Source organism: Mycobacterium sp. E796, assembly GCF_001672815.1.
Taxonomy (GTDB): domain Bacteria; phylum Actinomycetota; class Actinomycetes; order Mycobacteriales; family Mycobacteriaceae; genus Mycobacterium.
Map to the genome: position 1 here is coordinate 23,091 of NZ_LZKK01000368.1, position 22,551 is coordinate 45,641.

23 protein-coding genes are annotated in these 22,551 nt (G+C 69.7%); 12 read left to right on the plus strand and 11 right to left on the minus strand.

Features of this window, described 5'->3' with window-relative positions; genetic code table 11:
- Both treY and treZ read left to right on the plus strand, forming a co-directional pair.
- The gene (treY, locus tag A5706_RS30435; RefSeq protein WP_068139874.1) at positions 1–2,301 is read left to right on the plus strand and encodes a malto-oligosyltrehalose synthase; all 2,301 of its coding nucleotides are present in this window, start codon (positions 1–3) and stop codon (positions 2,299–2,301) included.
- Positions 2,294–4,027, plus strand: a complete 1,734-nt coding sequence (gene treZ / locus A5706_RS30440) for a malto-oligosyltrehalose trehalohydrolase (RefSeq protein WP_068139877.1) — start codon at positions 2,294–2,296, stop codon at positions 4,025–4,027. The genes treY and treZ overlap by 8 nt, the downstream gene beginning before the upstream one ends.
- A gap of 49 nt (positions 4,028–4,076) precedes the next feature.
- On the opposite strand, the gene A5706_RS30445 is transcribed toward treZ, so the two are convergent.
- A complete protein-coding gene (locus tag A5706_RS30445) occupies positions 4,077–5,333 on the minus strand; it encodes a GNAT family N-acetyltransferase (RefSeq protein ID WP_369831981.1) in 1,257 nt (418 codons plus the stop codon).
- Between the two features lie 100 nt (positions 5,334–5,433).
- Between A5706_RS30445 and A5706_RS30450 the strand changes: the two genes are divergently transcribed.
- The gene (locus tag A5706_RS30450) at positions 5,434–6,336 is read left to right on the plus strand and encodes a class I SAM-dependent methyltransferase (RefSeq protein ID WP_068139884.1); all 903 of its coding nucleotides are present in this window, start codon (positions 5,434–5,436) and stop codon (positions 6,334–6,336) included.
- On the opposite strand, the gene A5706_RS30455 is transcribed toward A5706_RS30450, so the two are convergent.
- A complete protein-coding gene (locus A5706_RS30455; protein ID WP_068104914.1) occupies positions 6,333–6,983 on the minus strand; it encodes a response regulator transcription factor in 651 nt (216 codons plus the stop codon). The two genes, A5706_RS30450 and A5706_RS30455, sit on opposite strands and share 4 nt — an antisense overlap.
- A 103-nt stretch (positions 6,984–7,086) precedes the next feature.
- Here A5706_RS30455 and A5706_RS33910 point away from each other — a divergent pair, with 103 nt between their 5' ends.
- The 4 genes from A5706_RS33910 (at position 7,087) to A5706_RS30470 (ending at position 9,088) form a co-directional block, all read left to right on the plus strand.
- Positions 7,087–7,242 (plus strand): DUF6131 family protein, encoded by a 156-nt coding sequence (locus A5706_RS33910; RefSeq protein ID WP_197518034.1) that lies wholly within the window; start codon positions 7,087–7,089, stop codon positions 7,240–7,242.
- An 87-nt stretch (positions 7,243–7,329) separates the two neighbouring features.
- The gene (locus A5706_RS30460; RefSeq protein WP_068139887.1) at positions 7,330–7,905 is read left to right on the plus strand and encodes a hypothetical protein; all 576 of its coding nucleotides are present in this window, start codon (positions 7,330–7,332) and stop codon (positions 7,903–7,905) included.
- Positions 7,902–8,426, plus strand: coding sequence for a hypothetical protein (locus A5706_RS30465; protein ID WP_068139889.1), 525 nt, complete (start codon positions 7,902–7,904; stop codon positions 8,424–8,426). The genes A5706_RS30460 and A5706_RS30465 overlap by 4 nt, the downstream gene beginning before the upstream one ends.
- Positions 8,427–8,482: 56 nt before the next feature.
- Entirely contained in the window at positions 8,483–9,088 is a 606-nt protein-coding gene (locus A5706_RS30470; RefSeq protein WP_197518035.1) for a mismatch-specific DNA-glycosylase, read from the plus strand.
- On the opposite strand, the gene A5706_RS30475 is transcribed toward A5706_RS30470, so the two are convergent.
- Positions 9,066–10,379 (minus strand): aminotransferase class I/II-fold pyridoxal phosphate-dependent enzyme, encoded by a 1,314-nt coding sequence (locus tag A5706_RS30475; protein WP_068139891.1) that lies wholly within the window; start codon positions 10,377–10,379, stop codon positions 9,066–9,068. The two genes, A5706_RS30470 and A5706_RS30475, sit on opposite strands and share 23 nt — an antisense overlap.
- Before the next feature lie 40 nt (positions 10,380–10,419).
- Between A5706_RS30475 and A5706_RS30480 the strand changes: the two genes are divergently transcribed.
- Positions 10,420–11,073, plus strand: coding sequence for a pyridoxamine 5'-phosphate oxidase family protein (locus A5706_RS30480; protein ID WP_068139894.1), 654 nt, complete (start codon positions 10,420–10,422; stop codon positions 11,071–11,073).
- On the opposite strand, the gene A5706_RS30485 is transcribed toward A5706_RS30480, so the two are convergent.
- Genes A5706_RS30485 through A5706_RS30500 form a run of 4 tightly spaced genes read right to left on the minus strand, consistent with a single transcriptional unit; the run spans position 11,042 to position 14,272 of the window.
- The gene (locus A5706_RS30485; protein ID WP_068139899.1) at positions 11,042–11,938 is read right to left on the minus strand and encodes a phosphatase PAP2 family protein; all 897 of its coding nucleotides are present in this window, start codon (positions 11,936–11,938) and stop codon (positions 11,042–11,044) included. The two genes, A5706_RS30480 and A5706_RS30485, sit on opposite strands and share 32 nt — an antisense overlap.
- Positions 11,939–11,945: 7 nt before the next feature.
- Positions 11,946–13,226, minus strand: a complete 1,281-nt coding sequence (ilvA, locus tag A5706_RS30490; RefSeq protein WP_068139902.1) for a threonine ammonia-lyase — start codon at positions 13,224–13,226, stop codon at positions 11,946–11,948.
- A gap of 23 nt (positions 13,227–13,249) precedes the next feature.
- Positions 13,250–13,687, minus strand: a complete 438-nt coding sequence (locus A5706_RS30495) for a nitroreductase family deazaflavin-dependent oxidoreductase (RefSeq protein ID WP_068139905.1) — start codon at positions 13,685–13,687, stop codon at positions 13,250–13,252.
- A gap of 27 nt (positions 13,688–13,714) precedes the next feature.
- Positions 13,715–14,272, minus strand: a complete 558-nt coding sequence (locus tag A5706_RS30500; RefSeq protein ID WP_068139908.1) for a TetR family transcriptional regulator — start codon at positions 14,270–14,272, stop codon at positions 13,715–13,717.
- 94 nt (positions 14,273–14,366) lie between these two features.
- Here A5706_RS30500 and A5706_RS30505 point away from each other — a divergent pair, with 94 nt between their 5' ends.
- Entirely contained in the window at positions 14,367–14,774 is a 408-nt protein-coding gene (locus A5706_RS30505) for a hypothetical protein (protein ID WP_068139913.1), read from the plus strand.
- Positions 14,771–16,219, plus strand: coding sequence for an FAD-dependent oxidoreductase (locus A5706_RS30510; protein ID WP_068139918.1), 1,449 nt, complete (start codon positions 14,771–14,773; stop codon positions 16,217–16,219). Before A5706_RS30505 ends, A5706_RS30510 begins: the two co-directional genes overlap by 4 nt.
- 49 nt (positions 16,220–16,268) lie before the next feature.
- Here the strand turns inward: A5706_RS30510 and A5706_RS30515 are convergent, their stop codons facing one another.
- From A5706_RS30515 to A5706_RS30530, 4 genes are all read right to left on the minus strand, one after another.
- Complete coding sequence (locus A5706_RS30515) at positions 16,269–18,158, minus strand: lysophospholipid acyltransferase (RefSeq protein ID WP_156767422.1); 1,890 nt, start codon at positions 18,156–18,158, stop codon at positions 16,269–16,271.
- A 14-nt stretch (positions 18,159–18,172) separates the two neighbouring features.
- Positions 18,173–19,999, minus strand: a complete 1,827-nt coding sequence (fadD11, locus tag A5706_RS30520) for a fatty acid--CoA ligase FadD11 (RefSeq protein ID WP_068139924.1) — start codon at positions 19,997–19,999, stop codon at positions 18,173–18,175.
- Positions 20,000–20,073: 74 nt separating this feature from the next.
- Positions 20,074–20,553, minus strand: coding sequence for a VOC family protein (locus A5706_RS30525; protein WP_068139926.1), 480 nt, complete (start codon positions 20,551–20,553; stop codon positions 20,074–20,076).
- A 16-nt stretch (positions 20,554–20,569) separates the two neighbouring features.
- Entirely contained in the window at positions 20,570–20,971 is a 402-nt protein-coding gene (locus A5706_RS30530; RefSeq protein ID WP_068139929.1) for a helix-turn-helix domain-containing protein, read from the minus strand.
- Positions 20,972–21,031: 60 nt separating this feature from the next.
- On the opposite strand from A5706_RS30530, the gene A5706_RS30535 reads away from it, so the two are divergent.
- Positions 21,032–21,478, plus strand: coding sequence for a PPOX class F420-dependent oxidoreductase (locus A5706_RS30535; protein ID WP_068139932.1), 447 nt, complete (start codon positions 21,032–21,034; stop codon positions 21,476–21,478).
- Positions 21,475–22,431 carry an MBL fold metallo-hydrolase gene (locus A5706_RS30540; protein ID WP_068139934.1) on the plus strand — a complete coding sequence of 319 codons (957 nt, stop codon included), beginning with the start codon at positions 21,475–21,477 and terminating at the stop codon, positions 22,429–22,431. The genes A5706_RS30535 and A5706_RS30540 overlap by 4 nt, the downstream gene beginning before the upstream one ends.
- Positions 22,432–22,551 lie beyond the last annotated feature (120 nt).

The following is a 22,551-nucleotide window of genomic DNA, read 5'->3' on the forward strand; positions in this document are numbered from 1 at the left end:
ATGGCCTTTCCCGTCCTGTCCACCTACCGGCTGCAGTTGCGTGGTGAGTCCAGCGGGTTCGGGTTCACCTTCGCCGACGCCGAGAACCTGCTTGATTACCTCGACGACCTCGGCGTGACCCATCTCTACCTTTCCCCGGTGCTGACGGCCGCCCGGGGGTCGAACCACGGCTACGACGTCACCGATCCCACCACGGTCGCAGCGGAGCTGGGCGGCGCCGACGGCCTGGCGCGGCTGTCCGCGGCGGCCCGGTCGCGCGGCATGGGCCTGATCGTCGACATCGTGCCCAACCACGTCGGCATCGACGACCCCGAGCAGAACGCGTGGTGGTGGGACGTGCTGCGGCACGGCCGGGGCTCGCGGTATGCGGCGTTCTTCGACATCGACTGGGACCTCGACGAGGACGGCCGAATTGTGCTGCCAGTACTGGGTTCCGACGACGACGCGGCCGACCTGAAGGTCGACGGCGACCGGCTGCGGCTCGGCGACCTCGCGCTGCCCATCGCCCCGGGCACCGCGGAGGGCAGTGGCCCGCAAGTTCACGACCGCCAGCACTACCGCTTGGTGGGCTGGCGCAACGGGGTCACCGGATACCGGCGCTTCTTCTCGATCACCTCGCTGGCCGGGCTGCGGCAGGAGGACCGCGCGGTGTTCGACGCCAGCCACGCCGAAATCGCCCGCTGGTTCGACGAGGGACTCGTCGACGGCGTGCGGATCGACCACCCCGACGGATTGTCCGATCCCTGCGGGTATTTGGCCCGCCTGCGAGAACTGCTGGGGCCCGGCGCGTGGATCGTCATCGAGAAGATCCTCGCCGTCGACGAGGCCCTCGAGCCGACGCTGCCCGTCGCGGGCACCACCGGCTACGACGTGCTCCGGCAGGTGGGCGGCGTCTTCGTCGACCCGGCCGGTGAGGAGGCGCTCACCGCGCTCGTCGATTCGGCGGGTTTGGATTACGACGCCATGCCCGCGCTGCTCGCCGAGCTCAAGGTTCGCGCCGCCACCCAGACCCTGGGCAGCGAGCTGGCCCGGCTGCGACGGGCGGTCGCGGCGACGGCGGGCACCGATCACCCGCTGCTGCCCGACGCGATCGCCGCGCTGCTCACCCACATCGGCGTCTACCGCAGCGACTACCCCAGCCTGGTCGCGCTGCTGCCCACCGCGTTGGCCGAAACGCAAGCCCAGTCACCGCAATTGGGGCCCGCGCTGCAGGTGCTGGCTGCGGCGCTGGCCGAGGGCGGCGAGCCCGCGACCCGGCTGCAGCAGCTCTGCGGCGCGGTGACCGCCAAGGCCGTCGAAGATTGCCTGTTCTACCGCGACGCCCGACTGGTCTCGCTCAACGAGGTGGGCGGCGAACCGCACCGCTTCGGCGTCGGCCTGGCGGAGTTTCACCAAAGCGCCGCCGACCGCGCGCGGTTGTGGCCGCACACGATGACGACGCTGACCACCCATGACACCAAGCGTGGCGAGGACGTGCGGGCCCGCATCGGCGTGCTGTCCCAGGTGCCGTCGCTGTGGACCGAGTTCCTGGCCCGCTGGGAGATCCACGCCCCCTCGCCCGATCCCGCGACCGGACAGTTCCTGTGGCAGAACATCTTCGGGGTGTGGCCGGTGAACGGGCAGGTCACCGGGGAACTGCGCGCCCGGCTGCACGCCTACGCCGAGAAGGCCATCAGGGAAGCGGCCTGGCATACCTCGTGGAACGACCCCGACGCCGCGTTCGAGGGAGCCGTGCACCGCTGGCTGGACACCATCCTCGACGGCCCGGTGGCCGGACAGTTGACCGAGCTTGTGGCCCAACTCAATCCGCACGCCGCCAGCGACGCGCTCGGCCAGAAGCTGCTCGCGCTCACCGTGCCGGGGACACCGGACGTCTACCAGGGCACCGAGTTGTGGGACGACAGCCTGGTCGACCCCGACAACCGGCGCGCCGTCGACTATGGCGTCCGCCGTGCGGCCCTGAATGACCTGCAGCATCCGAAGATTCGGGTGGTCGCCACGGCGCTTCGGGTGCGCCGCTCCCGCCCGGAGACGTTCCTGCGGGGCGGCTACCGACCGGTGCTCGCCGACGGCGAGGCCGCCGACCACGTGGTGGCGTTTCGCCGCGGCGACGACGTCCTGGTCGCGGTGACCCGCTGGACCGTGCGGCTGGCGGAAACGGGCTGGGGCAACACCGTGGTGCCGCTGCCCGAGGGCACCTGGACCGACGCCCTGTCCGGCGCCGTGGCCAGCGGGGCGACCTCGGCCGCCCAGTTGTTCTCGGACCTGCCCGTCGTCCTGTTGGAGCGCCGGCATGACTGAATTCCGGGTCTGGGCGCCCAAACCCGCGCAAGTGCGACTCGACGTCAACGGCGCCGTCCACCCGATGACGCGGTCCGACGACGGCTGGTGGCACGCGGACGTCGATGCGCCGCCGGGGGCGCGGTACGGATACCTGCTCGACGACGACCCCTCGGTGCTGCCCGACCCCCGCTCGCCTCGCCAGCCCGACGGGGTGCATGCCCGGTCGCAGCTGTGGGACCCCGCCGACGCCGCCTGGACCGACGGCGACTGGCCGGGCCGCTCGGTCGAGGGGGCGGTGATCTACGAACTGCACGTCGGCACGTTCACCGCCGGCGGCACGTTCGATTCGGCCATCGAAAAGCTGGACCACTTGGTGGATCTCGGGGTCGACTTCGTCGAGCTGATGCCGGTCAACTCCTTCGCCGGCACCCACGGCTGGGGGTACGACGGCGTGCTGTGGTACAGCGTGCACGAACCCTACGGCGGCCCCGACGGCCTGGTCCGATTCGTCGACGCCTGCCACGCGCGCGGGCTGGGGGTGCTCATCGACGCGGTGTTCAACCACCTCGGCCCGTCGGGGAACTACCTGCCGCGCTTCGGCCCCTACCTGTCGTCGGCGAGCAACCCGTGGGGCGAGGGCATCAACATCGCCGACGCCGACTCCGACGAGGTGCGCCGCTACATCATCGGCTGCGCGCTGCGCTGGATGCGCGACTTCCACGCCGACGGCCTGCGGCTCGACGCCGTCCACGCGCTGGTGGACACGACGGCCATCCACATCCTCGAGGAACTCGCCACCGAAACCGACGCGCTGTCAAGCCAACTGGGCCGGCCGTTGTCGCTCGTCGCCGAAAGCGATCTCAACGACCCGCGGTTGATCACGCCGCGCGATCACAACGGCTACGGGCTGACCGCGCAGTGGGCCGACGACATCCACCACGCCATTCACACCGCCGTGTCCGGCGAGCGGCAGGGCTACTACGCCGATTTCGGCTCGCTGGCAACGCTGGCGGAGACGTTGCGGCGCGGCTACTTCCACGCCGGCACCTACTCGTCGTTCCGGCGCCGCCGCCACGGGCGACCGCTGGACACCGCGACCATCCCGGCCACCCGGCTGGTCACCTACACCTGCACGCATGATCAAGTCGGCAACCGTGCGCTCGGCGATCGCCCCTCGCAGAACCTGAGCCCCGGCCAGCTGGCGGTCAAGGCCGCCCTGGTCCTCGGATCGCCTTACACCGCAATGCTTTTCATGGGCGAGGAATGGGGAGCGTCGACACCGTTCCAATTCTTCAGCTCGCATCCCGAACCGGAGCTGGCGCGGGCCACGGCCGAGGGCCGCAAGGCCGAGTTCGCCGAACACGGCTGGAACGCCGACGAGATCCCCGACCCGCAGGACCCCGAGACGTTTCAACGCTCCAAGCTGGACTGGGGCGAGGTCGGCGCCGGCGAGCACGCCCGCCTGCTCGGCACCTATCGGGACCTGATCGCGCTGCGGCGCGACGACACCGACATGGCCGACCCCTGGCTGGGGCACCTCGTCGTCGAATACGACGAAGCCGAGCGCTGGATCACGTTGCACCGCGGCGGATTACGCATCGCCTGCAACCTGGGCGCCGAGCCGGTGACCGTGCCGGTGACCGGTGAACTCGTGCTCGCCTGGGGCGAGCCGAAGGTCGACGCCGACAGCGCCAAGCTGCCCGCGCATTCGTTCGCCATCCTGTCCGTGCGCGAGCAGACATAAAAGCCCCCAAACTGGCGGTGTTTGGGGGCTTTTGCGTCTGCTGGCCTTCTCAAAACAGCGTGCCGCAGTAGGGCACCCGCCGGGTGTTGAAGGCGGCATCCAGATCGCCCAGCGCGCCGTCGCGCAGTTCGGCGATGCGGCTCGCCCGGTGCAGTTCCCAAGGGCGATGAGCGCCCATGTAAATCGATGCCAGGTCGCCCAGGGCGAGTTTCACGTCGGCGGGCCCGTCGTGCGGCGTGCACGCCCCGACGCCGTCGCGGGTCTGCAGCCTGAATCGCCCTCCCGCGACCCCCAGGGGATCCGTGACCTCCAGGGCCACGTCGGCGTCGGCCCAGTAAGTGCGGGCGCCCAACGCGTCGGGCACGTTCATGATTCGCATCCACAGGAAGTCGCTCACCCGCGTCGTTTGAGCGGCGAGCTGGTCCTTCAGCTTGAGCGGAAGCGGGTCGTCTACCGGGACCTCGATGACGATGTCGTCGAACATCTTCAGGCTAACCAGGGTCCCGAGCAGCTCGTCGTGCGCTTCGTCCGTCACGGCGCAGAAGTCTTGGACGACGAGGGTGCCGAAAGGGCGGCGATACGCATGCGGCGAGGCCCCGATCACCCGGTACGTCAAGAAGCCGTCGGGATGAACCACGAAATTGAGGGTCGATCCGTTGTCCCGCTGCGTGGGCCGGTCCTCCAAAAAGTCGGCCCACCAGGCGGCGTCGCGGCTCAGCGCCCCGGGCGTGGTGGCGCACCACCGGTCGTAGACCGCGGCCAGGTGCTCCCCTACCCCGGTCGCGTCGACCACCCGCGCCCGATTTTGGACCGGTTTGGTCCGCAACTCGGTGAAGCGTGGCTCGATGTTGTAGGTCCGGGCGTGGCTGGCCACTCCGGCGCCCAGTATCTCGTAAACCGTTGGCTGGGTGGGAACCCCGCAGAGGATGGGATAGCCACGCTCCTGCAGTATGCCGAAGCCCTGGATGCTGATCTGCTGCCAGATTCCCCTGCCCTGGTGCGTCGCCGCCACCGCGATCATGGCCAACCACGCGGCCTCGAGGCTGGCGCCGCCGGGCACCGTGAGCCGCAACCTGTAGTACAGCGACGTCCCGACCAACTGTGGCCGCTGCGGATCGGAGACGTCCTCGGCCACCAGGATGTCGTCACACCGGACCCGGCGCCGCCACGCCTCGACGTCGGCCGGGTCGACCGAAACTCCGTACGCCTGAGCCTGATTGGCGTAGACCGCCGGCAATTCGTCGTCGGTCGCGAATCTGATCCTGATGTCGTCGTTCGAGGTGTTCACCGCTGTATCGGTACCCATGCCTTGCCCTCGGAAACGTGGCCCAGTCCACAGCGCGGGTACAGTGGGGAAGTATCCCTTAAATGGCCTAAGTAACGACTGCGTGGAAAGGGGTTGGCGGATGACCCGCACCGAAAACGACACCTGGGATCTGGCGTCCAGCGTCGGCGCGACCGCGACGGCCGTCGCCGCATCGCGCGCCATGGCGGCCCAGGGCCCGGATCCGCTGCTCGACGACCCGTGGGCGGACCCGCTGGTGCGGGCGGTCGGCATCGACACGTTCGTCAAGCTGATCGACGGCGAGATCGGGCCCGCGGAGGACGATCCGGTGCTGAGCCGCCGGACCATGAAAGAGCAGATCGCCGTGCGCACCCGCTTCTTCGACGACTTCTTCACCCAGGCGACCGGCTCGGGCATCAGGCAGGCCGTCATCCTGGCGTCCGGCCTGGACACCCGGGCCTACCGGCTGAACTGGCCGGCCGACACGGTGGTCTACGAGATCGACCAACCCGCGGTCATCGACTTCAAGACGCGCACCCTGGCCGGCCTGGGCGCCGAACCGGCCGCGCAGCGCCGCACCGTCGCCATCGACCTGCGCGACGACTGGCCGTCGGCGCTGGTGGCGGCCGGGCTGGACACCGCGCGGCCGACGGCATGGAGCGCCGAAGGCCTACTCCCCTACCTGCCGCCCGACGCCCAGGACCGCCTGTTCGACAACATCGCCGCGCTCTCCGCACCCGGCAGCCGGATCGCGACCGAACACCTGGACATGCGCAACGTCCCCTCGGACTGGGCGCAACGGCTGACCGAGCGGTCGCGCCGCATCGGCTCCAACATCAACCTGGCCGAGTTGTTCTACACCGGCGACCGCAACACCGCCGCGGAATACCTCGCCGGGCACGGTTGGCGGGTGGACATCCGCACCACCGAGCAGTGCTACGCCGCCAACGGGTTCGAGTTGCCCAACGACGAGCTGAGCCCCTTCGGCCGCAACTCGGGCTATCTGACGGCGACCCTGGCCTAGGGCCCGCCGCGCCAATGCTCGATGCGGTGGTGATCCGGCGTGAACCCGTGGTCGACGCCCCACAGCACCGCCTGGGTGCGGCTGGCGACGCCTAGCTTGCGGTAGATCGTCCGAATGTAGGACTTCACGGTGTTGGGGCTCAGGTAGGTCAACCGCGCGACGTCGGCATTGCTCTTTCCCTGGGTGATCAGCGCCAGAATCTCCGCCTCCCGGTCGCTGAGCCCCTCGCCGCGGCCGGGCCAGTCCAGCCCGGGTGCGCTGCGGGCGCGCAAGGCCACATCGCTGATGACCTCCTCGCCGGAATGCACGGCCTCCAGCGCGGCGACCAGCTCGCGCGCGGGCAGCGTCTTGGACAGGTACCCGTGCGCGCCCTGTCGCCGCGCGCTCTCGACGAGATCTGGATGAAAGTTCCAGGTGTAGACCACAACTCGGTGCGCCCGGGGATTGGCCACCAGGACGGCGATCTCCTCGTGGTCGGATTCCGGCTGGGCAAACGAGTCGTACAGGACGATGTCGACGGTGTCCTCGACGGGCATGGTGGAGTCGAGCTCCGCGATCACGACGCGGTCGCGGTAGGGGTCGAGCATGTTGGCCACGCCCTTGACGACGACGTCGTAGTCGTCAACGAGCGCAACCGTGATGGGCACGCCCCGAACATTACCTACCTAGGGGTGTATTGCTACCGCCCTTAGGGGTGGTCGACTGGACTCAGCGTCGGGGGAAACAGCCTTCATAGAGAGAGGTTTCGTCATGATCATTCTCGGCATCGTCCTGCTCGTCGCGGGATTCCTGCTCAAGATTTCCATCCTGTGGACCATCGGAGTCATCCTGCTGGTCATCGGCGCCATCCTGGCGATCGTCGGTCATACCGGACACGCCGTCGCCGGCCGCCGGCACTACTTCTAGCGAAACCTACGGGCAGACTCCGCCGCGGAATCGCGTTTGCCCCGGCGGCGCCCGGGTTATTCGACATGAGTACGAGAGGAGCGCGAAATGCCCATCTGGCAATGGATTTTGATCGCTGCCTGTGTCGTCGTCGTGGTCGCCGTGGTGGTTGTCGCGGCGATCGTGGGGAACAGACGTCGGAAATCGCAGCGACTCAGGCAGCACTACGGCTCCGAATACGAGCGCCTGGTGTCGCAGGCCGGAGACAAACAGGCCGCCGAGAAGGAGCTGATCGCCCGGGAACGAAAGCGAGAGAAACTCAACATCGTTCCCCTGAAGCCGGCGGCCCGATCGGATTTCAACGTCCGCTGGCAGCAGGTGCAGACCACGTTCGTCGACGATCCGGCGACGGCAGTCGGCGTCGCCGATCGTCTGGTAACCGAGGTCATGTGCGAACGGGGTTACCCGATCGATGATTTCGATCAGCGGGCGGCCGACATTTCGGTCGACCACCCGCAAATCGTCGACGACTACCGCGCCGCGCATGGCATTCACCTCGCGCAGCAGCGCGGTGATGTGAGCACCGAGCAGCAGCGGGAGGCCTTCGTCCACTACCGGGCGCTGTTTGAGAAGTTGCTCGGGGAGACCGCAGACAACGACACATCAAGGGAGAGAAGCGCATGACCACGCACGAGCAGCCGATCGAGACAACTCAGCCGTTCGACGAACCCTCTAGTGTTCCAACACCGTCGGCGAGCCAGGGCTCGGCGTCGCCGGTGTCGGACGACCCGCCGACGGCTTCGACGCAACCGTCACAACCGTCGATCGGCACGCCGTCGGGGATGTCGGGCGGATCCCCGAATGCCGGCGCCGAGGCGGGACGCGGCCGCGAAACCGCCGCGGACACATCGGAGGCGCGGCGCGAGTCCTCAGCGGAGGAAAACCTCTTCGCCGATGACGAACTCGCGGACCTGCGGGCGCGGTGGGCGGCCGTGCAGGCGGCGTTCGTCGATGATCCGAGGGACTGCGTGCAGAAGGCCGACGTGCTGGTCTCGGATCTGGTCGACCAGCTCACCAGTGGCTTCGCGCATGCCCGCTCCAGGCTCGAAGAACAGTGGGCTCGCGGCGAGGAAGCTTCCACCGAAGACCTGCGGGTGGCGCTGATGCACTACCGCGAATTCTTCGAGCGGTTGCTCGCGGTCTGAGCGGGCGGCGCGCACTGCAACGTGACCTGTTGGCGCAGGGGCTGCAATACTGCGATGTGGATGACGCCCCGGACGACAAGGCCCCATTCACCCGTGAGCAGCTGAAGCGGTTCGCCGGGGAAACCCTGCCGGACTTGATATCCGACCGGGTCCGGCTGCTGTTCGTCGGGATCAACCCGGGCCTGAGAAGCGTTGCCGTGCAAGCCCATTTCGCTCCCCGGGGCAATCGGTTCTGGCCGGCGCTGTTCCGTGCGGGCGTCACCGATCATCTGATCGACGCCTCGGCCGGGTTTACACCCGCCGACCGGAAGTATTTGTTGGACCTCGGAATCGGCATCACCAGCCTCGTCGAGCGGGCGACCGCGAGCGCGGACGAGCTCACGGTCGCCGAGTTCATCGAGGGCCGGAACAGGCTGGACAAAACCGTCCGGCAGTACTCTCCCCGGGTGGTCGCCGTCCTGGGGGTCACCGCCTACCGCGACGCCTTCGGCGACCGCCTGGCGAGGACCGGAATCCAAGTGTCGCCTTACCCCGGAACCGAGCTGTGGGTCCTCCCCAACCCGAGCGGGCGCAATGCCCACGCGTCGCTGCCGAGCCTCGCCGCCGCCTACGGCGAGGTCGCCCGCGCCGCCGGCATCCCTACACGCTCGGACGGCCGGTAGCCAGCACCGCCTCGGCGATCGCGTCGGCCAGCGGCTCGATCTCGCGCGCGCCCAAATCGGCGACGGTGACCCGGATCCCGGGTGGGGTGCGAATCCGGAACCGCGCCCCCGGCGCCGCGGCCCAACCCGCGCCGAGCAGCCGGGTGATCGCCACCGTCTCGTCGGGCACCGGGACCCACACATTGAGTCCGGAGCGCCCGTGGGCGACGACGCCGCGCTCGGCCAGCGCGGTGCGAAGTCGCGTCCGGTTGGCGGCGTACTGCTTCTCGGCCTCGCCGACGAGGCGCGCCGCCGCGTCATCGGACCACAGGCCGACGGCAAGATCCTGCAACAGGTGGCTCACCCAGCCCGGGCCGAGACGCAGGCGGCCGTGCACGCGCTCGACGGTGCGGCGATCCCCGGCCAGGACCGCGACGCGCAGGTCGGGGCCGTAGGCCTTGGACGCCGACCGCACGAACGCCCAGTGGCCGGTCGATCCGGCCAGCGTGTGCAGGGGCGCCCCGGCGATGCCCGCGCAGTGGTCGTCCTCGACGAGCAACACCTCGTCGGCGCGGCCGGCCAGCACCCCGCGCAGCGCGTCCGCGCGGTCCGCGGACAGCGCCGCACCGGTCGGGTTGTGCGCGCGGGTGGTGACGACCACCGCCCGCACGCCCTGCCCGAGCGCCCGGGCCAGGTCCGCGACCAGCGGGCCGTCGTCGTCGACCCGCACCGGCTCCGCCGAAAGACCAAGGGCGGCAAGCAAATCCAACAGGTTGGCCCATCCCGGGTCCTCCACGGCCACCCGGTCACCCGGACGCAGGTGCGCGGTCAACGCGCGCTCGATGCCGTCCAGCGCGCCGCTCGTCACCGCCAGGTGATCGGCCGGGACGCCGTCCGCGGCGAACGCCGCGCGGGCGTGATCGACCAACGCCGGCGACATCGCCGGCTCGCCATAGACCAGAGGCCGGGGGCGCGGGACCCGCGCGGAGGCGATCGGCAGCAGCGCCGGGTCGGGGTTCCCGCTCGACAAGTCGCGCACGCCGGCGGGCACGTCGAGCCCCAGCAGCGAACGGGGCGTCGTCGCGGGGCGGTGCCGCACCCGGGTGCCGCGCCGCCCCGCGGTCTCGATGGCACCGCGATCACGCAACAGGCGGTAGGCCGCGGCCACGGTATTGGCGTTCACGCCGAGCCGGCCCGCCAGGTCGCGGATCGGCGGGAGCGCGTCCCCGGGCGCCAGCGCGCCGTGGGAGATGGCTTCCTCGACGTTGGCGGCTATGGATTCGGCGCCCGTCCCCGTATATTGTACTGGCACGTGTGTAATTATGTACTAGTACGAAGTTAAAGGCAATCCAGTGGACACCGCTTACCGCCCGACCGCCCGAACCACGCCCACCCGCTACCGCGAACGCGCGCGCTACGACCGGCCCACCGTCCACGCGATCCTCGACGAGGCCCTGATCTGCCACCTCGGCTACCAGGGCGCCGGCGGGCCGGTGGTGTTGCCGACGACGCACGCCCGCCTCGGCGAGACCCTCTACCTGCACGGGTCCACCGGCGGCGGCCCGCTGCTGGCCGCCAAGGCGGCACCCGATGGCCTGCGGATCTGCGTCACCGTCACGCTCGTCGACGGCCTGGTGCTGGCCCGATCGGCCATGCATCATTCGGTGAACTTCCGCTCGGTGGTCGTGCTGGGCGCGGCTCGGGTGGTCGACGATGGCGCGGAGAAGCTGCGCGCGCTGCGCGGCCTGCTCGACCACATCCGGCCCGGCCGCGCGGACGACTGCCGCAATCCCAACGCGCGCGAACTCGCCGCGACCGGGGTGCTGGCGCTGGACCTGGCGGAGGTCTCGGCCAAGGTGCGCGCCGGCGGCCCGGTCGACGATCCGGAGGACAGCGCGTTGCCGCATTGGGCCGGCGTGGTGCCGCTGCGCCTGACGGCCGGAACCGCGGTGCCGGCCGACGACCTGGACCCCGCTACGCCGGTGCCGTCGTACCTAGCGCCTTAGCCCGGGGCGCCCGGCGGGTGTTGTCCCACCACGATCCGACCAGCATGACGACACCGGCCCAGGCCGCGCCCAGCAGCCAGCCGGCGACCACGTCGCTGAGGTAGTGCACCCCTAGATAGACACGCGAGAACCCGACCACGGCCGCCAGCCCGATAGCCAGCGCCCACACGATCACCCGCCCCGTCCATGACGCGATCAGCCAGCGGGTCAGCATCCAGGCGAAGATCGAGGCGATCGCGGCCGTGCCGGCCGCGTGCCCGGAGGGAAAGGAATATCCGTCCTCGGTGAGCAGGGCATAAGAGGTGTGCGGACGGTCCCGGACGACCAGGGCTTTGGCGACGACGATCACCAGCCCGATCCCGCCGACGCCGGCCAGCGCGAGCGCCGCGGGTAGCCACGATCTGTACCGCCAAACCACCACGGCGCAGCACAGGGCGGCGAGCGCCGCCAGCGGGACGGGATCGCCCATCGCGGTAATCACCCGCATCGCCCTGGTCAACCACAGGTCACGGTGGGCGGCAACCCACCCGGTCGTCGGTTGATCGACCCCGGCAATGCCGTCACCCTCGAGCACGTCCTCGAGCACGGCCGTAAAGCCGGCCGCCAGCGCCGCGACCACTGCCGCCCCGGCGAGCAGCGCGGCACCGGCGACCTCGTAGGGCGGCAACCGCCGGAGCAGCGGCCAGCCCATGGCGCGCTCGCGCGCCCACGCCACCGCGCGGCGCGGCACCGCGACGTCGCGCACCCTCGCCCATACCCGGCGCGCCAGGCGCTCGTGCCGAGCGATCCAGATCGCGACCGCGGCCAGCAGTGCGAGCGACACCACGGTGCCGGCGCTGACCGGCCCGAAACCGTGTTGACCCATGTCCCGGCTACAGGAGGTAGCGGTAGGCCGGCGAACCGGGTTCGAGGGCCTCGACGTGGATTTCCGTCGCCCGCATCCGTGCCATCAGCCCGTCTAAGCCCGCGGCCGATCCCAGCTCGATCCCGACCAGCGCCTCACCGGTTTCCCGGTTGTTGCGCTTCACGTACTCGAACAGGGTGATGTCGTCGTTGGGCCCGAGCACCTCGTCGAGGAACCGGCGCAGGGCGCCCGGCTCCTGCGGGAAGTCCACCAGGAAGTAGTGCTTGAGACCGAGGTGCACCAGCGAGCGCTCCAGCACCTCGCCGTAGCGCGACACGTCGTTGTTGCCGCCCGAGATGAGGCAGACCACCGTGGACCCCGGCTCCACGTTCGCCTCCAGCAGCCCGGCGACCGCCAGCGCACCCGCCGGCTCGGCGATGATGCCCTCGTTCTGATACAGGTCCAGCATCGCGGTGCACACCGCCCCCTCGTCGACCGTGGTGATCGACACCATGTCGCCGGCGGCGGCCAGCGCCGCGTAGGTCAGCGTCCCGGCCCGTTTCACCGCGGCGCCGTCGACGAACTGGTCGACGTGGTCGAGCGTCACCGGCTCGCCGGCGGCCAGCGCCGCCATCATGGCCGCAGCACCGGCGGGCTCGACGCCGAGCACCGCGGTGTTCGTCGTCCGTTCGGCCAGGTAGGTGGTGATGCCGGAGATGCAGCCGCCGCCGCCCACCGGGACGACGACCAGGTCGGGCTCCGCTTCGAGTTGGTCGAGCAGCTCCAGCGCGATGGTGCCCTGCCCGGCCATGGTGCGCAGGTCGTCGTACGGCGGCACCAGCGTGGCGCCGGTGCGTTGGACGTCGTCGAGCGCCGCCTCGGCGGCGAGGTCGTAGGTCGACCCGCCCACGATCAGCTCGATGAAGTCCCCGCCGTGGTAGCGAATCCGGTCGCGCTTTTGTTTGGGCGTCTTGGCCGGCACGTAGACGCGGCCGTGCACGCCGAGCGCGCGGCAGGCGTAGGCGAAGCCCTGCGCGTGGTTGCCCGCCGAGGAGCACACGACGCCCGCGGCCAGCTCCTCCTGGGAGAGCTGCACCAGCAGGTTGTACGCGCCGCGCAGCTTGTAGGAGCGCACCACCTGCAGGTCTTCGCGCTTGAGGAAGACCTGCGCGCCGGTGATGGCCGACAGCCGATCGCTCAGCTGCAGCGGGGTGGGCGTGACCACGGGGGCGATCCGCTGAGCGGCAGCTTCAATGTCGGCCGCGCTAAGCGGCGACCTGCTCGGCGTTTGGCTCAGTTCAGCGGACACCGATCAATGGTCCCATGCCGCCTTCAGCCGACCGGGCTGAGCACGAAGACCGGGATCTGGCGGTCGGTCTTCTTCTGGTACTCGGCGTAGTCCGGCCATGCCTGCACGGCGCGCTCCCACCAGGTGGCCTTCTCGTCGCCGAACACCTCGCGGGCGTCGTAATCGCGGGTGACGGCGCCGTCCTGCAGCTCGACGCGCGGGTTCTTCTTGATGTTGTAGTACCAGACGGGGTGCTTCGGCGCCCCGCCGAGCGAGGCGACGACGGCGTACTCGCCGTCGTGCTCGACGCGCATCAGCGGGGTTTTGCGGATCTTGCCGGTCTTGGCCCCCACGGTGGTCAGCAGGATGACGGGCTTGCCCTTGAGCTCGGTGCCTTCGGTCCCGCCGGATTCGGCGTATTTGTCGGCTTGTTCGCGGGACCAATCGAGCGGGCTGGGTGCGTATTCACCTGAAAGTGGCATGTCACCAACTCTAGGCGGCGTTCCCGGCTAGGGCGCCGGGCCCGTGAGATAGCGCGCGAGCACCGGGCGCACCCACTCGGTAAGCGTCGCGTCGTCCATATCCGCCAGCGCCGGCACCCCAACGACGTTGCGGGCCATCGCAATTCCCAGCACCTGGGAGCCCACCAGCGCGGCCCGCTCGGCGGCGCGGTCGGGGGTGACGACCGCCAGCGCCGGAGCCACCTGCTCGACGAACACCTCGAGCAGCGCGTCGGCGGCGGCCCGGTTGGTCGCGGCAGCGCGCAGCAGCGGCAGGAAAGACCCGTGCGGGTCCCACACCCTTACGAACAGCGGCACCAGGACGTCCGCCATTTGCTCGGGCGCGAGGCCCGAGAGATCGGGAAAAGTGACTTCGAGCCGGGAAACGGCGGCGAACAGGTCCGCCTTGCTGCCGAAGTAATGCATGACCAGGGCGGGATCGACGCCGGCCTCCGACGCGATCGAGCGGATGGTGGTCCGCTCGAAGCCGTGGGCGGAGAACTGGCCGCGCGCGACGCGCTGGATCGTCGCGCGGGTGGCCTTCCCGTCGCGAGTCTTGGCAGGCATGGGCGAAATTATATTCAACAACTGTTGACACGGCCAGCACCGGGCGCCTACCGTCGAGTTCAACAACTGTTGAAATCATCGAGGAGGCCCCGCCATGACCGTGACCGTCATCCAGATCGGACTCGATCCCGAGGTGATCGACTGCTCGTCACCGGATTTCGCCCAATTCCCGGGGCTGTCCAGGGAGTCGCTGCGGGCGGCCAACGACGACAACGTCGCGGGCCTGCGCGCCGCCGGCTATGACGTGGACAACTGCCTGATCGACTTCGGAACGGCGGGCGCCGACAACGCCCGCCAATGGCTGGAGGCCAAGCGCTACGACGCGGTGCTGGTCGGAGCCGGGATTCGCCTCGTCCCCGGCAACACCCTGCTGTTCGAGTCGATCGTCAACGCCGCGCACGCGACACAGCCCGGCTGTCGCTTCGTCTTCAACCGCGCGGCGGTGTCCACGCCCGGCGACATTCGCCGCTGGTTCCCCGAGCCGGAGGGAGCGGCCCGATGAGCACCGTGCACACCGTCGACGTCCTGGTGGTTGGCGCGGGCCCAACGGGCCTGACCGCCGCCGGCGACCTGGCCCGCGCCGGGCGATCGGTCGCGGTGCTGGAACGCTGGCCCACCGAAAACCCGTCGAGTCGCGCGTTCGCCACCATGGCCCGCACCCTCGAGGTCCTCGACGCCCGGGGGCTGGCCGACGACCTGTTGGCGCTCGGGCACCGCGCACCGGGCGTGAAACTGTTCGCCGGGGCCCGCATCGACCTGACCCACCTCGACTCTCCGTACCCGTTCGTGTTGGTGACCCCGCAGACCAACGTCGACGCGGCGCTGCACCGCTATGCGGCCGGCGAGGGCGCCGACATCCACCGCGGCATCGAGGTGATCGCGCTCGGCCAGGATGCCGATGGCGTCACCGTCACCGCCCGACCCAAGGACGACGGCGATCCCGCGCATCAGCAGACCTGGCGGTCGCGGTATGTGGTCGGCGCCGACGGCGCCCACAGCAGCGTTCGAGCGTTGCTGGGCGCCGAGTTTCCCGGCAAGACGGTGCTGATGTCGATCGTGCTGGCCGACGTCAAGCTCGCCGACGGACCCTCCGACGGCGGGTTGACCGTGGGAGCCACCGGGGACGTCCTGGGGTTCCTGGCGCCCTACGACCGCCACGACGCGGACGGCTCGTGGTATCGGGCCATGGTGTGGGACCGCGACCACCAGGTGCCCGACCGTGAACCCGTCGACGACGGCGAGATCGTTGACATCCTTACCCGGGCCATGCGCACCGATTTCGGTGTGATCGATATCAGCTGGAGGTCCCGATTCCATTGCGACGAAAGACAAGTCGAGCAGTACCGGCACGGCCGAGTATTCCTCGCCGGTGACGCCGCGCACGTGCACTCCCCGATGGGCGGCCAGGGCATGAACACCGGCATCCAGGACGCCGCCAATCTTGCCTGGAAGTTGGATGCCGTGCTCGGTGGCGCCGACGACCGATTGCTGGACTCCTACCACGACGAGCGGCACCCGATCGGCAAACGCGTGCTGTTCCAGTCCGGATTGATGGCCCGCGCCGCCACGCTGCATCCGCGGCCGGCCCGGTTGCTGCGTAACCTATTGGCGCCCAGTCTGCTTCGGATCCCTGCGGTGCGAGACCTGGTGGCGGGCAGTTTTGCCGGCACGACGCTGCGTTACGGCCGGCGCGGGCTGGTCGGCACGCGCGCCACCCAGATACCCCTGGTCGAGGGACGGTTGACCGAGCTGCAACGCACCGGGGGATTTGTCTTGGTGCGCGAACACGGTACCGCGCCGGTCGAGGCACCCCGGATGCTGCAGGCCGAGCGGGCCGACCAGGGTCCGGCCGTGTTGGTGCGTCCCGACGGGTACATCGCCTGGGCGGGGCCGTCGGCCGAGGCACCCGTTCGGCAGGCGAGCGCGGCGGGCACTCCTGCCTACTGAGGCAACTGGGGTGCGATCTTCCGGGCTAGCTCTCCCGCAGTCACCGCGGCTAGGTCGCCGCCGTCCGGGCCAGCTCCGCGATCGTGTTGACGCGCCCGATGGCGGTGGCGATCTCGTCGGCGAACTCGCGGCGTCGCTGGGCGAGTTGCGGGTCCTCGAACGCGTCCACCAGCTCCCGGTGCCGCGCCAGCCGCAGCGCGGTCTTGAACAGCTCCATCGACCGCGACTCAGCGTTGGCGATCCGGCGCTGCAGCTCCCACTGCTTGCCCACCTCGAGGCATTCGGTCAGAAAGACGTCCTCGTCGAAAGATTCGTCGTCGTAGGCGGCCAGCCGGTCGGCGACGATGTGGTAGGCGTCCAGGAACGGGCGCAGCACCAGGTGCGCCAGCAGCAGGTCGGCCTTTTCCAGCAGCCCGCGCACGTCGGCCGCGGGGACGGCCTTGCTGGTGTCCTCCACCCGCCCGATCAGGCGGACCTCGTCGGCCAGTTCCTTCTCGAACTGGGCCCGCGCGGAGAACAGGAACTCGAACTTCAGCAATTCGCGCAGGGCCAAGGCCTCGTCGCGAACGGCCGCCGGTGACACCAGCCGGTCCACTGAGTTCTCGGCGGCTTCGATGGCGGCCAGCAACGCGGTCTCGGCGATCGCGCGGTCGACCAAGATGTGGATGGCGGTGTTGCGGTAAAACGCCGCGACCAGGTGCTGGTCGGCTCCGATGCCCCAGACGGGTTCGGTGCCGGCGTCGTAGACGCTAACCACGCCCGAGGCGACGAGCTGGTGCAGCGTCCAGCGGATCGTCGAGCGGTTCGTCAGGTCGGCGGCGCCGGCCACCGTCCAGTTGCGCGCCGCGATATAGCTCGCCAGCGGACGCACCGTGGCCAGCACCTCGCTGATCGACAACGAGCGGTCCGCGCCCAGCAGCGCGAGGCTGACCACCGCGGTGGGGGTGACCGGGGTCGCGCGGTTGATCCGGTGCTCGACATCCAGTGCGATGCGCTCGATTTCCGTCCCGGTACCCGACGCCGAGGTGTCCAAGGCGCGCAACTCCTCCAGGCGCTTGCGCAGCGGCAGCGGTTCGCCGAAGTCCAGGTAGGCACGACCGAGCCGCTCGCCCTGCTGTCGCGCCAGCCGGACCAGGAACCGGAAGTCCTCCGGCCGTTTCGCCGCACCGTAGGCTTCGGCGGTCATCGCCTCCACCTCGTGCAACTGGTCGTAGACGATCGAGGTCGGCACCAAATAGACCTCGGGGCCGTCGATTTCGTCGACGGCGTCGCTGATGTAGCGCAGGATGCCGTACACAGGTGGGCGCAGCTTGCCGGTCCGGGTGCGGCCCCCTTCGATCGACCAGGTGAGGTTGGCGTGGTTTTGCACCAGCTGGGCGGCGTAGGCGCGCAACACGAACCGGTACACCGGAATGTCCTTGGTCTGACGGCGGATGAAGATCGTGCCCGTGCGCTTGGCCCAGGCGCCCATCGGGAAGAAGTTCAGGTTTGCGCCGCCGAAGGTGAGCGCGGGCGAGAGCCGGTTGGCCTGGAGCGACTCGGGCAGCAGCAGCCCGTCCAGGTAGGAGCGATGCGAAAAGGCAAACGCCAGAGTCGCCTTGCGGTCCAGCTTGCGCAGCTGGGCGATCTGATCCTCGTCGACGAGGATGTCGTAGGCCCGCATCAGCCAGCAACTGAAGCTGCGCCACGCCCTGACCGCCCGCTCATCGAGCGACGGCGCCATCTCGCGCAGGTAGCCGGCGGCCTCGGCGCGCACGTCGTCGCGATCGCGCCCGAGCTCTTCGGCCAGCTTGGCCAGCCGCTCGTTGTACCACGGGGCCGCCAACAGCTCGACCACCTCGTCGGGATCGGTCGGCAACGGCGTCGTCGACTCGTCGACAATCCCACTGCGCTGCAGCAGCTTTCGCACCCCAGCGCGACCGATTTCGCGCGCCGACACCACCGGCCCCCCGCTCACGCCGGCTGCGCCGTCGCGGCTTCGGCAGGTTCGTGGACGTCGGGATGAAGGTCGCTGGAATACAGTTCCTCGATCTCCCCCGCGTACTTCGCCATGATCGGCTTGCGCTTGAGCTTCATCGTGAGCGTGATCTCGTCCCCGCCCGGCTCCCACAGCGTGGGCAACACCCGGAACCGCTTGATCTGCTCCACCCGAGACAGTTTCGCGTTGCCCTCGGCGACACCCGCGGCGATCTGCGCGATGACGTCCGGGTGGTTCGCCAACGCGGACGGAGAAGCATCCGCCAGCCCGTGCCGTGCCGCGTAGGGGCCGACCGAGTCGGCGTCGAAGACCATCAGGGCGGCGTTGTACGGCCGGCCGTCGCCGATCGTGATCATCACGCCGACCATCGGGCAGGCGGCCAGCACGGTGTTCTCAATGTTGGCCGGCGACATGTTCTTTCCGGCCGCGTTGATGATCAGCTCCTTCTTGCGGTCCACCACCCGCAGATAACCCTCGGCGTCGGCCTCGAAGATGTCGCCGGTGTGCAGCCAGCCGTCCTCGTCGATCGCCTCGGCGGTCTTGGCGGGTTCCTTGCGGTAGCCCTTCATCACCAGCGGACCGCGGACCAGCAACTCGCCGTCGTCGGCGATCTTTCCCTCGAGACCGGGCAGCAACTTGCCGACGGTGCCGAGGCGGGCGTCGCGCGGATTGCTCACGGTAGCCACGCAACTCAGCTCCGACATGCCCCAGACCTCGGCGATCGGGATGCCGATGCTAAGGAAGAAAGCCAGCGTCTCGATGGGAATCGGCGCCGCACCGGATACCGCCCACCGCAGTTCGCCGAAGCCGAGCCGCTCCCGCAGCTTCGACAACACCAGTTCGTCGGCCTTTGCCCACTCGGCGGCCAGCTCGTCCGACATCTCCTCGCCGGCCACCAGGGCGGCGGCCCGCCGGGCGGCCACCGACATCGCCCACTGCAGCGCCTGCCGCTTGACTTCGTCCGTCTCGTGGCTCACCGCGAATTCGATTGCGGCCTTCAGCTTTTCCCACACCCGGGGCACCGCGCCCCACACGTTGGGCCGCACGTCGGGCAGCGCGGCGGCGATGGCGCGCGCGTCCGAGACGGTGGTCACCTGGGAGCCGAACACCTCCAGGCTGTAGAGACCCTGCACCCGGTCGGCGATGTGCGCCGTCGGGAGGAACGACGTGACCCGGTCACCGAACTTGGCCGGGAGCACGGAGTCGAGGGCGAACGCCTCGAACAGCAGGTTGGCGTGGGTCATCTCCACGCCCTTGGGGTTTCCGGTGGTCCCGGACGTGTAGATGAGCGTGACCACGTCGTCGGGTTGCACCGCCCGCCAGGTGGATTCGAAGTCGAAGTCGTCGCGTGCGGCGGCATAAAGGTCGTCGACCGAGATGGTGCCCGGCGGCGAGCCGTCGATGCACACGATGTGCTCGATGGGTGCGCCGCTCGCGCGAATGCGGTCGACGTACTGCTCCTCGCAGATCGCCACCTTGGTGCCGGCGTTCTCGAACAGGTAGGTCAGCTGCTCGGCGGGCAGCGTGTTGTAAACCGAAAACGAAATGGCACCAACGTGTTGGGCGCCGATCTCCAACGGGTAGAACTCGATCCGGTTGGCCATCATCAGTGACACCGTGTCGCCGCGTCCCACTCCGAGCCCCGACAGGCCGGCGGCGACCTTGCGCACCTGCTCGGCGAGCTCGCGCCACGTCAGCGTCTGGGTCCCGCCCGGAGTCCGCAGCGCGATGGCGTCCGGCTCGATCGACGCGGTGCGCTGGAACGCCTCGCACAACGTGACCGGACGTTCGGTTGTCGTCATTCCTCGTTCTCCTTGCCGCCGGATCAGCACAGCCCCTCGTGAGCGTACGTCCGTGGGTTGTGGCGCGGAACACATCACCCGGCATCGGGGCGCCACAGCTGCACCGTGGTCGACGCACCGCCGGGCAATTCGAGGAGTTCGATGGGGGTGCCGTCGGGATCGTAGATGAAGAACATCCGCACGCCGCCGATGTCGACGGGCGCCTCGGCCCGCACGCCGGGGTGGTGGCGCCGGACGACGTCGTAGGTGGCGTCGAGATCGTCGACCCGGAACGACACGTTCGTGTAGCCCAGATGCGGGCCGCTCGGGGACGCCGTCACCTCCCCCAACGACAGCAGCTCGACCATGGCGGCGCCGATCAGCCCGCCGACCATGCGGCCCTGTTGCGCGGCCCCGCCGGTCACCGAGTCCAGTCCGGCCCCGGCCAATTCGACGTCGAACACGACATCCATGCCGAGCACCGAGGTGTAGAACACCACGGCGGCCTCGATGTCGGAGACGCCGATGCAGACGTGGGAGAAGTTCTGCACGGCGATCGGCTGGGGTTCGCTCATTGCTGCTCCTCGATTTCTAGATCGCGTACGGGACCGCTGGCGCGGTGTGAATCCCACAGGTGCAGGCGTCAATCGACGGACACGTGCACCGCATGCCCCACTCGATGACCGCACGCGCCCGGGCCAGCGACTCCAGCTGCGCGTCGATCTCGGCCAGCTTTGTCTCGGCCAGGGCCCGGCTGGCGGGACGTCCGGGCGCGTCGTCGGCGAACAGCAGCTGGATCTCCTCCAGCGCGAAGCCGGCGGACTTGCACAGGCGGATCACCTCGAGGCGGGCGAGCACCGAATCGTCGTAGCGGCGCTGCCCGCCCAGCCGCGCCGGCGCCGACACCAACCCGATCTGCTCGTAGTAGCGCAGCGTGGTGGCCGCCACCCCGGCCCGGCGCGCCACCTCCCCGATCGTCAGGGTTGGAGCCATGGTGCCTCCGAAAACCTCGATGCTTGACTTAGAGCTAACTCTAAGTCGTTGACTGGGAGCATGGATACTCCCACGCTCGACGAGCTGAGCCGCGCCCGCTACGCCCTGCTCCGGTCCTTCCGCCGCGACGGCACCCCGGTCGACACCCCGATCTGGTTCGGCCTCGACGGCGACGCGCTGGTGTTCCGAACCAAGGTGGGGCCGAAGACCAGGCGGCTGGCGGCACGTCGCGACGTCGAACTGGCCGCCTGCGACTACCGGGGTCGGGTGCGCCCCGGCGCCACGACGCTGGCCGGCCGAGCGACGATCCTGTCCGGCGCCGACGCCGAGCGGGCCAACCGCCTGCTGCACCGGCGCTATGGCTGGCAGTGGAACATCGTCCCGCTGATCAAAGTCCCGGGCGTGACCAACGTCCACGGGGACCTGTGCGTCCGCGAAAGGCTGCGGCGCGCCCGAGACCGTCGCGTCTGGGCCGACAGCGCGATCGTGCGGGTGGAGCTGCCATGACCGCCACCAAGGCCGGACTGCCCGACCCCGTCCGCTCCCCCACCGTCCTCGAATGTTGCGGCGCGGCAACCGGACTCGTTCGCGGTCTGGTGTGGCCCCGGCGGCTGGACGGGCGGCTCATCCGTAGCATCGCCGACGCGGGACTGCCCGATCCCCGCGGCACCGTCGCGGTGACCGCGCTGCCGCAGGTGCCCCGCTCGGTGCCGACGGCCGCCATCGTCGAGGGCACGTTCAAACCTGCGCGCGTGGAGAACTCGCTGACGTCGTTCATCGTCACGCACCCGGAGGCCACGTTCATCGTCGACCCCGCCGTGTGCACGGACGTCGATCGGCGGGCGATCGCCCAACTACCCGCCGCGCTGCGTGGCGTGGTCCGGCCCCCCGCGGACACCATCCCCACCGTCGCGGCGTTGGCACGGCTGCCGGAAACGCCGCGGTTGGATTTCGCACTGCCCACCCACGCGCACTGGGATCACGTGTCGGGGCTGCTGGACCTGCCCGAGCTGCCAGTGCTCTTGCACCGCAAGGAAAACGAGTGGATCGGTGCCGGCCCGGTGGCGCCGGTGGGCGGTGTCCGCGATTCCCTGCGCGATCGGCGCCTCACCGAATACGACCTGGACGGTCCGGCGGTGCTGACCTTCACCGCGAGCCACGACCTCTTCGGCGACGGCTCCGTCCTGCTGGTGGACCTGGCCGGGCACACCCCGGGCAGCGTCGGGGTGCTCACCCACACCGCCCGCGGATGGATCTTGATCGCCGGTGACGCCGCCTGGCACCGACTGCAGATCGAGAAGGTCCGCCAAAAGTCCAGCTACCCAGGGGCTTTGGTCGACGTGGACCGCGATCAGACCTTCCGGACGCTGCACCGGCTGCACCTGGCGCGGCACGCGGTGACGATCGTCCCGACCCACGACCACCAGGCGGCGCAGGTCCTACTGGAGCGAAACGCGTAGTTGCAAAGACGCCCTCGCGCGAAAGGTGCTAGGCCGGCAGCTGCTGCGCCGCCTGGTGGTCGTGGGTCGGGACGATCGTCACCGCGTGCCGCGCCAGGTGCAGCCGGTGCAGCGTCCGGA

What these genes read in the sequence shown, in the direction of transcription:
- A5706_RS30535 (WP_068139932.1), top strand. Translation starts at nt 21,032, where the DNA reads ATGGATACTCCCACGCTCGACGAGCTGAGCCGCGCCCGCTACGCCCTG.
- A5706_RS30540 (WP_068139934.1), top strand. Translation starts at nt 21,475, where the DNA reads ATGACCGCCACCAAGGCCGGACTGCCCGACCCCGTCCGCTCCCCCACC.
- A5706_RS30450 (WP_068139884.1), top strand. Translation starts at nt 5,434, where the DNA reads ATGACCCGCACCGAAAACGACACCTGGGATCTGGCGTCCAGCGTCGGC.
- A5706_RS30460 (WP_068139887.1), top strand. Translation starts at nt 7,330, where the DNA reads ATGCCCATCTGGCAATGGATTTTGATCGCTGCCTGTGTCGTCGTCGTG.
- A5706_RS30445 (WP_369831981.1), bottom strand. Translation starts at nt 5,333, where the DNA reads ATGGGTACCGATACAGCGGTGAACACCTCGAACGACGACATCAGGATC.
- treZ (WP_068139877.1), top strand. Translation starts at nt 2,294, where the DNA reads ATGACTGAATTCCGGGTCTGGGCGCCCAAACCCGCGCAAGTGCGACTC.
- A5706_RS30510 (WP_068139918.1), top strand. Translation starts at nt 14,771, where the DNA reads ATGAGCACCGTGCACACCGTCGACGTCCTGGTGGTTGGCGCGGGCCCA.
- A5706_RS30465 (WP_068139889.1), top strand. Translation starts at nt 7,902, where the DNA reads ATGACCACGCACGAGCAGCCGATCGAGACAACTCAGCCGTTCGACGAA.
- A5706_RS30485 (WP_068139899.1), bottom strand. Translation starts at nt 11,938, where the DNA reads ATGGGTCAACACGGTTTCGGGCCGGTCAGCGCCGGCACCGTGGTGTCG.
- treY (WP_068139874.1), top strand. Translation starts at nt 1, where the DNA reads ATGGCCTTTCCCGTCCTGTCCACCTACCGGCTGCAGTTGCGTGGTGAG.
- A5706_RS30495 (WP_068139905.1), bottom strand. Translation starts at nt 13,687, where the DNA reads ATGCCACTTTCAGGTGAATACGCACCCAGCCCGCTCGATTGGTCCCGC.
- A5706_RS30500 (WP_068139908.1), bottom strand. Translation starts at nt 14,272, where the DNA reads ATGCCTGCCAAGACTCGCGACGGGAAGGCCACCCGCGCGACGATCCAG.
- A5706_RS30505 (WP_068139913.1), top strand. Translation starts at nt 14,367, where the DNA reads ATGACCGTGACCGTCATCCAGATCGGACTCGATCCCGAGGTGATCGAC.
- A5706_RS30530 (WP_068139929.1), bottom strand. Translation starts at nt 20,971, where the DNA reads ATGGCTCCAACCCTGACGATCGGGGAGGTGGCGCGCCGGGCCGGGGTG.
- A5706_RS33910 (WP_197518034.1), top strand. Translation starts at nt 7,087, where the DNA reads ATGATCATTCTCGGCATCGTCCTGCTCGTCGCGGGATTCCTGCTCAAG.
- A5706_RS30525 (WP_068139926.1), bottom strand. Translation starts at nt 20,553, where the DNA reads ATGAGCGAACCCCAGCCGATCGCCGTGCAGAACTTCTCCCACGTCTGC.
- fadD11 (WP_068139924.1), bottom strand. Translation starts at nt 19,999, where the DNA reads ATGACGACAACCGAACGTCCGGTCACGTTGTGCGAGGCGTTCCAGCGC.